This window comes from Paenibacillus sp. J31R30 (assembly GCF_059692115.1).
The window spans coordinates 151,212-164,972 of sequence record NZ_JCAUAV010000007.1; the positions used below are offsets into that span (position 1 = coordinate 151,212).

Consider the following 13,761-nt stretch of genomic DNA (forward strand, 5'->3'; position numbering starts at 1 on the left):
TGGACTTCCGGGTCGTGGCTTTTCATACCTTTATTTAATTGTGTAAGGCAGCTTAAATGTCCAAAGAAGTGTGCCGTTTTCCGGTTTGGTGCTGTCAATACCGAAATCGTTATCGTTCGTAATAACAAGTGTATCGCCATTAACGAGTGATACACCTTCGATTTTCTCATAAGGGAATTGGAACCCTACAGCATCCAATACTGTACGCTTCGTCGTAGGCAGGATACCACCAGCCTTCAGATCTGCCGTCGTCATTTGCTCAATCGTTTTACCTGCAGCTGTCGTAGTGTCGTACTTGCCAATAATATTGGTAGCTGTGGAAAGGTCAATGGCATAAATACGTTTCAACTGTGCTTTATCGCCAGAGAATTTATCCCGCTCATCGATTAACAACGTGTTCTCGTTCACGACAACCATATCGGAAATTACGATATCTCCTTGGGCCAAATCTTTAAATTGCTTCGCATCTTCAAGGACGTATACAAACTCGGCAACTGGGTTAAGCGTCGCTAGTTCAAACTTAATAATCCGGACCTGACGTGAATTGTCCATGGCCTTATCTGGATTACGAAGCGCATTCTGCATCGCCATGAACATATATTTGCCATCAGGTGTAATACCAACAGCTTCAGCTCCGCGGTTCTGGCGCAGTTTGTTGTACACTTCTGGCAGCGTTTCGCGGGATGGCACTAGCGGAGCGGACGCTTGGCTTGCCCAACCTTTAGGTACAATACGTTCAATGATCGTACCGTCGCGTTTCACATGAACAATGGACGGGCCGTATTCATCAGAAATCCAGAAGGTATCATCCTTAGGATTGTATGCCAAGCCTTCGATATCAAGTCCGTACGGGTCGTAAGCCAGTACTTTTTCGCCTTTCGCATCATAAGGCTCTTCATCACGCCCGCTAATATTTGGCAGCCCAGTAATCGTAGCTTTGCCTGATACAGGGTCAGTACCTGACAGCTTCAAAGGGAACTTGTCTAAAATGTTAATTTCGCCTTTACTAACCTCGATTTTATAAATCGTTGGGATATAGTCTGGAAGCGGGAAGGTACGCACTGTTTTACCATTGATCGTCGGTTGACCGTTCGGCCCGCGATCAGCTGTCGTATAGAATACATTATCAGGATCTCCTGGAAGGTGCGTTAACGAAGAGCCCACGCCCATTTTAATACCTTCTGCAAGATTAGGTGCCTTGAGCTCGTATTTACCCGTCAACACAGGCTTGTCCGTCAAAGCTACACTGTTACGAAACTCATCCCAATCAACATATTTACCCATGGCTTCAGAAAGCGCACGAACTGGCATGTACAAGCTGCCGTCCAAATTAACTGCTGGCGCTGATGGCTTTATGACTTGTCCATTGCTGGAGTACGTGACATTGTCGGAGGTTACCCCATTCACTTGATTAGCCATTACTGTCCCCGAAACAGCCACAGGAAGAGCAAGCAGTAAAGATGTCATTACGATCCATTTACGTTTCATTTGTAGTAAGTCTCCCCTCGAATTTTCCGAATTCTCTTAACCTCTTACTTATATCAAACCTATGTAATGGGCGTGTAAATGGCATGTTGCTAATTTGTAAATTTTTACATCTAGTACACGACTCATCCCATCTGAGCGATGCTTGAGCGATTATGATATACTGTATACGTGATATACATTTTCGGATTTGTATGAATGATGGAGGATTGAACATGGAGATCGGCGACGAGATCGATGAGGAAATTATACAAAGTTTACCATCTGGGGTAGCTCTAAGCTGGGGAATCATTAAGCAGCCTAGCAGAGGGCCCAAAGGTGAGCTTAGCATCAAAAAAATCGTCGATGCGGCGATAGTCATTGCGGATCGCGATGGACTTGCGGCGGTGTCGATGAGCAGAGTCGCGCAATCTTTGGGGTTCACGACGATGTCTTTGTACCGCTACATCACAAGTAAGGAAGATCTGCTCGTGCTGATGCAGGACGCGGTCTGCGACATACCGATTCCACCTGAAGTAGCGGGTAAACCGTGGCGGGAGGAAATGGGGGAATACGTCTGGGCTTGCGTAGATGTGTTCCGCAAACATGCTTGGTATGGCGATATTCCGATTACGAGCGTTCCCCTCGCGCCAAACAATCTTCAAGTGATCGATTGGATGTTGAGAATCATGCGGGATTTTCCGCTGAACGATTTTGAGAAAATGTCATTCTTGCTGCTCGTTAGCAGCTATTCTAGAGCATGCGGTCTGATTGCAAGAGACATGGATAAGGCCATCCGCGATGGTGCGAGTCTGGAAGCATTCAGCGGCATCAACTATGGTGCCGCACTGAAGCAGTTGGTCAAACCGGATCGGTTTCCCAATTTGTATCCCATCTTGATGGCCGGTGCTTACACAGATGAAGTGGAGAATCCAATCAGCAACGATCTGGATTTCGGACTCGAACGGATATTGGATGGGATTGAGCATTATTTGAAGCAAAAGGGGTAATTGAAGGGCTGTTCACAGTAGAGGGGATCTACTTGCGGGCAGCCTTTTCTTTTTGGTATTTACTTAAAAAAATGAGATATTTCACTTAAAATATGAAATAAGTGTTGTGGTACCAAGCGTTACAATGGGGACAGAAACGTGATCATGACACAGGAGAGGAAGAGACCAATGAGCTTAAGATCGATAGATCCATCGAAATTTAAAGGTATTTTCACAGCGCTGTTGACTCCGATGTATGAAGACGGAAGAATTGACTACGACTCGCTGACTAAACTAGTGGAGCATCAGATACAGCAAGGGGTCAAAGGCTTTTACGTTGGAGGAAGCACAGGGGAAGGCTTCATTCTGACTACGGAAGAGCGGATGCAGGTTCTGGAGGCGACGGTTCGCGCCGCACAGGGACGTGTTACATTGATCGCGCATGTTGGATGCATCAGCACGATGGAGTCCATGAGACTTGCACGGCATGCCGAGATGCAGGGCGTGGATGCGATCTCAGCGGTGGTTCCGTTTTACTATAAAGTGACGATGAAAGAAATTCGTGAGCATTACGAAGCGATTATGTCCGCTGTCTCGCTGTCGATGATCATTTATCATTATCCGGGAGCAACGGGTGTCAGCTTGTCGATGGAGTTCTACGAGCAAATGTCTCGGAACCCGCAATGTATCGGCGTGAAGTTTACTTCGCTGAATTTATTCGAAATGCAGCAGATTCGCACAAGATGCGGCGAGGACTTCCTTATTTTCAACGGTCATGACGAAGTATACGCTGGTGGCGCGCTAATGGGAGCGGACGGTGCGATTGGGAGTACGTTCAACATGATGCCGGGACTGTTTGCCGGGATCTTCGAGCACATTTCCCAAGACGCCTGGCCAGCCATCAAGAAGCCGCAAGCGGATGCTAATGCGGTCATTGCCCACATGATTCAATACGATGTGATCGCGTATGAGAAATATGTGCTGTACCTGCAGGGGGTGTTCGCAAGCCCAACCGTTAGACAGCCGTTGAAGCAATTTACAGCCGAAGAGCAGCAGCAGATTGCGGCATTTTATCAAGCCAGCGAGGTATTGCAACGTCATCGATTCGAAGGAGACGCGCAATCAGCCTCATTCAAGAAGGTGTCCCTATGATCCAGCAGCAGGAACTATTTATATCCGGTCAAGATGGTTATCATACGTATCGCATTCCAACGATATTGGTTACGAAGCAAGGAATGGTCCTTGCTTTTGCTGAAGCTAGAAAGAATGGAGCTGGCGACGCTGGGGATATCAATGTGGTAATGCGCAGAAGTACGGACCATGGCGAAACTTGGGACGCAATGCGGATCATTGCCGATGATGGAGCGAATACGATCGGTAATCCTTGTCCTGTGCAGGATCAGGAAACCGGCGCTATCTCCCTTATTTTATGTAGAAACTTGGAGGATGGCCATGAGAAAGACATTCTGGCTGGCACGGCGATAAGGGATGTCTGGGTGATGCGGAGCGAGGATGACGGTTTGACTTGGTCCGAGCCCGTAGACATCACATCGAGTGTAAAGCTTCCTGAATGGACGTGGTACGCCGCTGGACCGTGTCATGGGGTGCAATTGCAAAGTGGAAGGCTGCTCATCCCTTGCAATCATGCCGTGTACGATCCTTCGATCGGAACGTCTGGTACCTATACAGCACACGTCATCTACAGTGATGATCATGGCTTGACGTGGCAGCTAGGAGGCATAGTTGGGGAGAAAACGAATGAATGTACCTTGCTCGAAATGAAAAATGGCGACGTCTACATCAATATGCGCAGCTATCATGGGCATAACAGACGGGCTTATGCGTGGAGCAGCGACGAAGGGTTGACCTGGTCGGAAATAAAGCTGGATGATGCACTGGTAGAACCCGTGTGCCAGGGCAGTGTTATTCGCGACCACGATGATCGGGTGTACTTCTCGAATCCGGCTAATGAGAAACGCAGAAACATGACCGTGCTCCGTAGTACGGATCGCTGCCAGACGTGGGAAGTTCAACTTCGCCTGCATGAAGGGCCATCAGCCTACTCCGATTTGGCGATTACGCAGGATGGCAATCTGCTCTGTCTATATGAAGCCGGTGAGAACGGATCCTATGAATGGATCACGTTGGCCAAGGTGGAATGTTAAAGCTTCTATTTATATGGATGATCAGCACAAGATGCCGATTCAGGTGCTAATGCGCAGCATCATCATGAGTGGTGTCATTCAGGATCAAGCAAGTGACATCCAAGAGTTACCGCCGCCGGAAACGATGAAATCTTTACCTTATTACGTGGAAACAGCGTCTCGGCATAGCCGAGGCGCTGTTTGATTTAAGTTATTCCGTTGAATAGCGTTATGCCATAACGTTATTTGGGTCTCTAGCGCACTTTCATCGGAAATAGGATGATGGCATAACGCTATTTCTACGTGTAAGTACTCATTTCCCGCCATTTCGGCGAAACGCGAGGATGCACCAGCCGATGGCAATGACCAGCAGGGTAACGCACCAACCGATGGCCCACCAGCCATTATTCAGCACCGGCGTACCTGTTAATAGACCGCGAATCGTCTCAATGACCGGCGTGATGGGCTGATGGTTAGCAAACCCTTGCAGCCATGTTGGCATCGTGTTCGTCGGAACGAAAGCGCTGGAGAGATAAGGGAGGAACAGCAGCGCGAAACCGTAACCGCTGGCTGCGGAGGGGCTGCCCGTGACGAGACCGATCGCGGCGAACAGCCATGTAAAGGTCAGAATGAACAAGATAATGACGCCGATAGCTCCTAGCCATTCTATGAAAGTGGCGTTCGGGCGGAAGCCGACGAGCAAGGCAACGCCGATGACGATGCAAGTAGCAAGCAAGTTCCGCGCAAGGCTTGCCGCGACATGCCCCGTGATTACGCTAATGCTGCTGATCGGCATCGTCCGAAAACGGTTGATAATGCCGTTCGTCATATCTGTTGCCACATCGACAGCTGTGCTGGATGAGCCGAAGCCTGCGCACAGCAGGATGATACCCGGAACGACATAGTTCACGTAGTCGCCACTCGGATCGAGGGCACCGCCGAAAATATAGGTGAACAGCAGCATTAACATAATGGGCAGCATGATGGCCATCATGAGCGACTCGACGTTGCGCAGGCTATGACGGAAGCTGCGTCCGATGAAGACAGTGTTGGTAGTTGCGAAAGAAGCAGGCTTTGGCGCTGGCTGAAGGTTGTTCATGTTTATAGGTTGAGGTTTGCTCATGCTCATACGAAGGAAGCCTCCTTGTGATCAGTTGTCGTCAACGCCAGGAAGACGTCGTCCATGCTTGGCTTGCGAATGAAGATGCGCGTACCCGGCGGGCACGAGCTGCCTAAATCGTTCAACGCTTGGCGCACATCTTGAACCGTGCCGCTCGTCGGGATGGATAGAATGACCTCATCCATGGAATTTCTGAGCTCGATGACTTCGCCGCCAACACGAGCTTTCAAGGACTCCGCGGAGCCAGATGCGACGATGCGTCCGTGATTCAGCACAGCAATTTCGTCTGCAAGCTGATCCGCTTCTTCTAAATATTGCGTCGTCAATAGAATCGTCATGCCTTGCTGCTTCAATCGCAGAATCGTCTCCCACAGGGAGCGACGGCTAACCGTATCCAAGCCCGTCGTCGGCTCATCAAGGAAGAGAACTGGTCGGCTGACGACAAGGCTGACTGCCAGATCCAGCCTACGGCGCATACCGCCGGAGTAAGTTTTTACCCGCCTACCCGCTGCGCCTTCAAGCTCGAATTGCCTGAGCAGTTCAGCAGCTCGAACGCGGGCCTCACCTGCAGATAAGCCGGACAAGCGGCACATCATGATAAGATTCTCGTGGCCGGTCAGAACCTCATCCACCGCAGCGAACTGTCCTGTGAGCGAGATCGAGCGTCGCACCGCATCGCGATCAGCAATAACGTCGTATCCTTCGATACGAGCATCTCCCGCATCTGACTCGGATAACGTCGACAGGATGTTAATTAGAGTTGTTTTACCAGCACCATTGGGCCCAAGCAACGCAAATATCGTACCTTTGCCCACCACCAGGTCAATGCCGTCTAAAACGGTTTGTTTGCCAAAGCTTTTGCGCAAGCCGTTTACTTCAATAGAATTTGTAGTCATTCAATTGCCCCCGTCCTTTGAATTGTGGATCATATAAACAGTGTATTGCATACTCAGTTATTTATGATCGTTCTCCAGACCGATATTGCCCTCCGTCGTACGTATCATTTACTATCCCTTGTCCGTACTTTCCATTCCACAATAAACCCGCATTCTATAAGGGTTTTCTCCATCCTTCCTACGAAAAGTACAGTACAAATCCATCCAATTTTCAAATCGTACAGTCCATTTTAACCCCAGCAAAAATGAGCAGTATCCAATTCCTTACCGGATTTCGTATGATGAAATCGCAAAGAGGACGCAAGGCAACACAGTCAGAAGGAGGTAGCATACTTGGGAATCTTCTCAGCGATACGCAAGGAATCGAAGCATTTCTGGAAGGCAAGAAGCTTGTTTTTTATCGGATTGCCTGCCGTCATTGTTGTGTTTATCTTTTACTACTTACCTATGTATGGCATCGTGATCGCATTCAAAGATATCAACTACGCCAAAGGCATTTGGGGAAGCGATTGGGTTGGGCTGCATAACTTCAAGTTTTTCTTCAACTCGCAAGACGCACTCAGGATTACACGAAACACACTGCTATTAAATGGATTATTTATCGTGGTGGGCATGTCCTGCGCTTTGGTCATCGGATTAATGTTGGCTGAATTGGGCCGAAGATGGGTGAAGCTGTTTCAAACGATTTTGTTCTTTCCTTACTTTCTATCTTGGGTTGTCGTCGGTTTCGTCAGCTACATCTTGCTGAATCCATCCTTCGGCGTGATCAATAAGGTATTGGATCAGTTCCATGTTGCCCCAATCGACTGGTATAGTAAGCCGGGCTATTGGCCCGTCATTTTAACACTCACCTACTTATGGAAAAATGTCGGCTACACCGCCATCATCTTCTTCACAGGACTGCTGTCCATCGACAACAGTTATTATGAGGCTGCTTCCATAGATGGAGCTTCACGATTGCAGCAAATTCGGAAGATCTCGATCCCGCTCATTTTGCCGCTGATTACAATGCTGTTCATGCTCAATGTGGGCCGCATATTCTACTCGGATTTCGGATTGTTCTACTTCGTTCCCCGAGATGCGGGGATGCTTTACCCGACGACAGACGTCGTGGATACGTATGTGTTCCGCTCGCTGCGGGTTGTTGGTGACCTAGGCATGGCGTCCGCCGCTAGCTTGTACCAGGCAGTTGTTGGTCTGATTCTCGTTGTAACGACCAATTTACTCGTCAGGAAATTTAATAAAGAGAATGCTATGTTCTAGGGAGGAGGGTGGCGGTGAATTCATCCATCAAGAAAAAGTCAGAAAATAACTGGCTGATCATTCTATTCTTTATTGCTTTATCCATCCTGTTCATCTATCCGATGCTGTATGTCATTTCGGTCTCACTCTCCTTCGACGGGGACATCGCCAAGTATGGCTACCAGCTGATTCCAGAGCGAATTACATTTGTCGCGTATTCGTATATTTTTCAAACGCCGAAGGCGCTGCTTCAATCCTACATGGTGACGATTTTTGTGACGGTCGTAGGAACCGTGTTAAGCTTGATACTCACTTCTTCCCTAGCGTATATTATGACTCGGAAGGATTATCGATATAGCAGAATCACAGGTTACTTCGTCTTCTTCACGTTACTCTTTAATGCAGGCTTGGTTCCGTCGTATATCGTGATGACGAGTGTGCTACATTTGCAGGATACGATTTGGGCCTTAATTCTTCCTTACGGCGTCAGCGCTTGGTTTACGATGCTTATGAAGGGTTTTATGGATGGGTTGCCTTTTGAGATTATTGAATCAGCTAAAATCGATGGATCTTCCGAACTTAGCACCTTCGTGCGAATCGTTCTTCCGCTTTCGAAACCAGCCTTAGCCACAGTAGGTTTGTTTTACGCCCTCGCTTATTGGAATGATTGGTGGCTAGCGATGCTGTATATTCAAAATGAGAATCTGATTCCGCTTCAATACTATTTGCAGCGAATCATGTCTAATATCGAGTTTTTGACGAAAAACATGCAAGCAGGCATCAGCATCGATATGAGTGCGATTCCAGCTGAATCTTCCCGAATGGGGATTGCCATTTTGGCTGCAGGTCCGATGTTGTTCGCTTTCCCTTTCTTCCAGAAATATTTGATCAAAGGATTAACAGTTGGCGCAGTTAAAGGCTAGCTCTATGTAAGTTTCCCATCGTTTGTCAATCCGAATCCGGATCGGATGATAATAAATTGCACCACTCAATTGCACGTTATTTCTCATTTGTACAATGACACTAGGAGGGTTCGAATATGAAAAATAGAACAATGAAAGCCATGTCACCCGTCATTATCAGCTGTGTGTCCATCAGTATGCTGCTTAGCGCTTGTGGATCATCCAGCAATAATAGTGCATCTCCTTCTCCAGCGAGCAGTGCAGCAGCAACACCTGTCAGTAGTGCAGCTGCTACTCCAGCAGCAACGGAGCTTAAGCCATATGAAATTACTTGGTATTTGCCGCAAAGCGTATTCCCAGATGCGAAGCTCGTTCAGGATGCGATGAGCAAAATTACGAAAGAAAAAATCAACGCGACACTCAATATTCAATTAGTCGATTGGGGTACGTATGATCAGAAAATGCAAGCGATTGCAGCTTCTGGGGAGAAAGCGGATTTAATTTTCACATCCAACTGGACGAATGACTACCTGCAAAACGTAAACAAAGGGGCATTCCTCGACCTCACGGAGTTATTACCGAAATATGGTCCAGATATTCTGAAGCAAGTTCCTCCATCAGCTTGGGATGCGGCGAAAGTCAAAGGCAAGCTGTATGGGATCATCAATACGCAAGTTCTAGCTCGTACACCGGGCGTACTAATCAATAAAACTACATTGGACAAATATGGCTATAAAGCGGATCAGTTTAAGACATTGGCCGATTTGACACCATTTTTCGAAAAAGTGAAAGCTTCTGAGCCTGATAAATATCCGTTCAGCTTGAAAGGTGATATGGATGTCATGGGCAACTACGGCAGCGCCATCGGTCTTGAATATTTTTCACAAAAGAACCCAGGTGTTGTTCGCATCGACGATGCTTCCTCCAAAGTTGTGAATCTGTATGAGACGAAGGAATTCACGGCCTTTTTGAAACAAATGCGCGAATGGTACACCAAAGGCATTATACGTAAAGACGCAGCAACGATTAAAGATACGAACTCCGATGAGTTGGCAGGCAAATATGTCTCCTCCACGTTCACCGTTATCAATCCGGACACAGCAGCGAACCAAGCGCAAAAATTCGGTGGCGGCAACGCAGCGAACGTAGCAGCGATCGAGTTCTCTAAGCCTTATATGAGCACAGGCTCCATTATTGCAACGATGACAGCGATTTCCCGCACATCCAAGGATCCAGCAAGAGCGATGATGTTCTACAATTTGATGTACTCCAATGCGGAATTATTCAATTTGATGAGCTATGGTATTGAGGGCAAGCACTATACGAAAGTTTCGGACGGTCTGATCAAAAAGATGGATAATGCGGGCTACTGGGTGGATTCCGGTTGGGAGTACGGCAACATGTTTAATTCGTACCGTACAAGTGAAACACAGCCCAAATGGTTCCCAGCAGGTCCAGATAAGAATGCCGCAGCAATTCCTTCCAAAATTCTGGGCTTCTCCTTTGACCCAAGTAACGTGAAGAGTGAATTAGCGCAAACTGCATCCGTCGTGGACGAATTCTATGCGGGATTGATCACAGGTATTGCTGATCCAGACACAACACTGCCAGCGATGAACGCGAAGCTGAAAAAAGCAGGCTTGGACAACATTCTTGCTGAAATGCAGAAACAAATCGATGCTTGGAAAGCTTCAAAGTAGATGAATGAAAGCCGCTTCTCTTCTTTTTAGAATGATGATAGCGGCTTTTTTTTCTAAAAAATGTACTGCGAATCAACAACCACGAGGAGGTTTTAGTAATGAGAAAAGCATGGGTTGCTAGTTTGGCACTCATCGTAGCAAGTGTATCTGTGATCACAGCGGTTGGTGTACCAACAGCGAGCGCAGATTCGATCACCACCAATCATGCGCAAAGAATAGTAAGCGCATACAAAGGGACGTGGACGTCACCGCCGACGGATAGCAACTTCGGGAACACGACCAATGCACCTTTGCTGGGGAATGGCGATATTGGTGCCGTTATGGTTGGCAATATCGATGCCATGACGATAGCGCTGGGGAAGAACGAGTTTTTCTCCGTTGCGGAGCATCAACTGAAATCCATGGCCAGAATGGGAATCGCGGTTTCGGGAATGACCGGCGCGTCGTATCTGACCGAGCAAAAGCTGGCTAGCGCGCAAGTAGATGGCACTTTCTCGCTGTCAGGCAATACGATTAACACGACGAGCTGGGCGCAGTCGACAGACACGACGAACAATTTGTACCTGACGAAGTTTACGTACACGGGCAGCGGCTCGAAGACGGTCACCGTCTCGCTGGCGTCAGCGAATCAGAACACGTTTACGAGTACGGCAGGATCGTCAGGGGATATTCTGTATCGTGATGTTCGGGCGGACAACACGGATACTGTCAATGGCATTACGACCGTCAAGGCTCGTGTTGCGACGCGGGTTATCGGAACAACTGGAACAATTACAGGTGGACAGCTGCAGTTCACGCTTACGCCTGGTAACACGTATACACTCGCAACAAGTATCATGAGCAATAAAGATTCGGCGAATTACCAAGCCCTTGCGCTTAGCAATATTAGCTCAAAAACGCAAGGTGATATCGATACGCTGAAAGCAGCGCACCAATCATGGTGGAACAGCTTCTACAGTAAATCGTTCGTAGAAATTCCGAATAAGACAATCGAGAAATCCTTCTATGGTTCGCTGTATTTGCTCGGAAGCAGCTCGAGAACGGGCGAAGCGCCTCCAGGATTATGGGGAGCATGGATAGCGAGGAACTCCGATTGGGGCGGCGATTATCATCTGAATTACAACACAGAAGCTCCGTTTTATTTCGCGATGCCGACGAACCATGTTGAATTAGCGAATGCGTACGATAAACCCGTGCTCGACTGGGTGCCGAAAGCACAAACGGCAGCCACGAACGCTGGATTTACAGGCGTTTACTATCCCGTTGGGATCGGTCCTTTCACAATGGATACGGATGGAAATTATCACAATCAGAAAACGAATGGCGTGTTCGGCGCGACAGTCATGCTCGATCATTATTACTCAACAGCAGATACGGCGTATGCCAATACGATTTATGGCTTTTTGAAAGAAGCGGCGAAGTTCTGGCAGAACTATTTGACTTGGGATGGTACCAGATATGTGATTACGAACGATGCGCAGCATGAAGGCGACGTTTATCCACAAACGAATGGCGTCATGTCACTTGGCTTGGTTCGATATGTGCTTCAAGGCTGTGTGGACATCAGTACAGCGCTAGGCACAGATGCCACTTTGCGAGCAACTTGGCAAAATATCTTGAACACGCTCAGTCCGTTCCCGACACAGACAAGAAATAGTCAGACCGTATTCCGCTATACAGAAGTGGGACGTGATTGGAGTGGGGATAACGCGATAGGTATCCAGCACATTTATCCCGGACGTCAAATCGGTCTTTCCAGCAACGCGACGTTGATCCAGACGTCCAAGAACATGATCGGCCAAATGGCTCGTTGGACAGATGGCAATGGTACGAACACGTTCTATCCGGCAGCAGCACGGGTTGGTTATGATCCGGCGACGATTCTGACTCAGCTTAACTCTTTCGTCAGCAGCGCGAGTTACAACAATATGCATATTAAAACAGGTGGCGGCGGTATCGAGAACTTCAACGTTGTACCGGCAACACTAGCAGAAATGATGCTGCAATCGTTCCAGAATAAGATTCGCGTATTTGCGAATTGGCCGACAGGTACGGATGCGAAGTACGGTGATTTCCGTGCAGACGGTGCGTTCCTCATTTCGAGCAGCAAGAAGAATAATCAAGTGGAATACGTTCGTATCATCAGTGAAAAAGGCAAAACAGCCGTTGTTGCTAATCCGTGGAGCGGGCAAACCGTGCGCGTTTATCGTAATGGTGCGGATGCAGGGACGATGTCGGGCGCTGATTTGACGATTACGACATCAGTTAATGAGACGATTCACCTTGCACCAGACGGCACTTCGTTATCAACGATTACGACAGCGATGAACCAAGCGGTAGGGCAAGTTGTTGTAGAGACCGTGACGGCTAATCCTACCAACAGTCCTGCTGGCGAAGAGAAGGAAAAAGCTTTCGACGGATCCTCCGCTACCAAGTGGCTAGTTTTCGCCAATGCAGGCTGGATTCAGTATCGCTACAGCACACCGAAAGTCATCAATAAATATGAGATCACATCAGCGAACGATTCTCCAACGCGAGATCCGAAGAATTGGACGTTGAAGGGCTCGAATGACGGAAACGTGTGGACGACGCTAGACACGCGTACCAACGAAACGTTTGCAAGTCGTTTCCAGCTCAAAACGTATACATTTACGAATAGCACAGCCTATACGTACTATCGGTTGGACGTATCGGCGAACAATGGAGACGCAAATCTGCAAATTGCGGAGATCGCCTTCATAGCCTCAACAACGACGCCGACTAATGTTGCTTTGAACAAGACAGTGACAGTTAGCGATGAAATTAACGCATCAGAGTCTGGAGCGAAGGGGATTGACGGCGTGGCCACAACCAAATGGACATCCCAGCCGATTAATCTTGTCCCAGGAGACAAGTGGCTGAAAGTCGATTTGGGTACGAACTATGCGATCACTCGCTGGGTCGTGAAGCACGCGAGCTCGAATGGGGAAGCGGCTAGCTACAATACGAAGGATTTCAAGCTGCAAAAGAGCAGCGATGGTTCGAATTGGACCGACGTTGATACCGTTACTGGGAACACAGCTGCGACAACGGATCGGAATGTAACTTCGTTCTCGACGCGTTACGTCAGGCTGTACATTACGACGACCGTTCAAAGTGATGCAGGCTATGCCGTTACGCCGGGTGATCGGAGTAATGCGCGGATTTATGAGTTTGAGGTTTACGGGAATTAGAGCGCATACGGGCCAAGCTGAATGTTCAGGAGAGTGTCCTTTTATGGGACACTCTCTTTTTGAGATGTGTCAGGAACTTGACGCGTCAGTAC

11 protein-coding genes are annotated in these 13,761 nt (G+C 48.2%); 8 read left to right on the forward strand and 3 right to left on the reverse strand.

All coding sequences use genetic code 11. The features are described from left to right. Positions 1–30: 30 nt before the first annotated feature. Positions 31–1,488, reverse strand: a complete 1,458-nt coding sequence (locus AC58QO_RS22500; RefSeq protein ID WP_497269421.1) for an esterase-like activity of phytase family protein — start codon at positions 1,486–1,488, stop codon at positions 31–33. 212 nt (positions 1,489–1,700) lie between these two features. On the opposite strand from AC58QO_RS22500, the gene AC58QO_RS22505 reads away from it, so the two are divergent. The 4 genes from AC58QO_RS22505 to AC58QO_RS22520 all read left to right on the forward strand — a co-directional run bounded on the left by AC58QO_RS22505 (position 1,701) and on the right by AC58QO_RS22520 (position 4,802). After that, positions 1,701–2,474 (forward strand): TetR/AcrR family transcriptional regulator, encoded by a 774-nt coding sequence (locus AC58QO_RS22505; protein WP_497269423.1) that lies wholly within the window; start codon positions 1,701–1,703, stop codon positions 2,472–2,474. 168 nt (positions 2,475–2,642) lie between these two features. After that, positions 2,643–3,605 carry an N-acetylneuraminate lyase gene (locus AC58QO_RS22510; RefSeq protein WP_497269425.1) on the forward strand — a complete coding sequence of 321 codons (963 nt, stop codon included), beginning with the start codon at positions 2,643–2,645 and terminating at the stop codon, positions 3,603–3,605. Continuing rightward, a complete protein-coding gene (locus AC58QO_RS22515) occupies positions 3,602–4,618 on the forward strand; it encodes a sialidase family protein (RefSeq protein ID WP_497269427.1) in 1,017 nt (338 codons plus the stop codon). Before AC58QO_RS22510 ends, AC58QO_RS22515 begins: the two co-directional genes overlap by 4 nt. Next, positions 4,584–4,802 carry a hypothetical protein gene (locus tag AC58QO_RS22520; RefSeq protein WP_497269429.1) on the forward strand — a complete coding sequence of 73 codons (219 nt, stop codon included), beginning with the start codon at positions 4,584–4,586 and terminating at the stop codon, positions 4,800–4,802. The genes AC58QO_RS22515 and AC58QO_RS22520 overlap by 35 nt, the downstream gene beginning before the upstream one ends. Before the next feature lie 108 nt (positions 4,803–4,910). Here AC58QO_RS22520 and AC58QO_RS22525 read toward each other — a convergent pair whose 3' ends face one another. Continuing rightward, positions 4,911–5,726, reverse strand: a complete 816-nt coding sequence (locus AC58QO_RS22525; protein WP_497269431.1) for an ABC transporter permease — start codon at positions 5,724–5,726, stop codon at positions 4,911–4,913. Further along, positions 5,723–6,613: an ATP-binding cassette domain-containing protein gene (locus AC58QO_RS22530; RefSeq protein ID WP_497269433.1), complete on the reverse strand. Its 891-nt coding sequence runs from the start codon at positions 6,611–6,613 to the stop codon at positions 5,723–5,725. Before AC58QO_RS22530 ends, AC58QO_RS22525 begins: the two co-directional genes overlap by 4 nt. 333 nt (positions 6,614–6,946) lie before the next feature. On the opposite strand from AC58QO_RS22530, the gene AC58QO_RS22535 reads away from it, so the two are divergent. From AC58QO_RS22535 to AC58QO_RS22550, 4 genes are all read left to right on the forward strand, one after another. Beyond that, the gene (locus AC58QO_RS22535; RefSeq protein WP_497269435.1) at positions 6,947–7,876 is read left to right on the forward strand and encodes an ABC transporter permease; all 930 of its coding nucleotides are present in this window, start codon (positions 6,947–6,949) and stop codon (positions 7,874–7,876) included. A gap of 14 nt (positions 7,877–7,890) precedes the next feature. Continuing rightward, complete coding sequence (locus AC58QO_RS22540; RefSeq protein WP_497269437.1) at positions 7,891–8,778, forward strand: carbohydrate ABC transporter permease; 888 nt, start codon at positions 7,891–7,893, stop codon at positions 8,776–8,778. A 116-nt stretch (positions 8,779–8,894) separates the two neighbouring features. Then, entirely contained in the window at positions 8,895–10,457 is a 1,563-nt protein-coding gene (locus tag AC58QO_RS22545) for a DUF3502 domain-containing protein (protein ID WP_497269439.1), read from the forward strand. Between the two features lie 98 nt (positions 10,458–10,555). Beyond that, positions 10,556–13,669 (forward strand): discoidin domain-containing protein, encoded by a 3,114-nt coding sequence (locus AC58QO_RS22550; RefSeq protein WP_497269440.1) that lies wholly within the window; start codon positions 10,556–10,558, stop codon positions 13,667–13,669. Positions 13,670–13,761 lie beyond the last annotated feature (92 nt).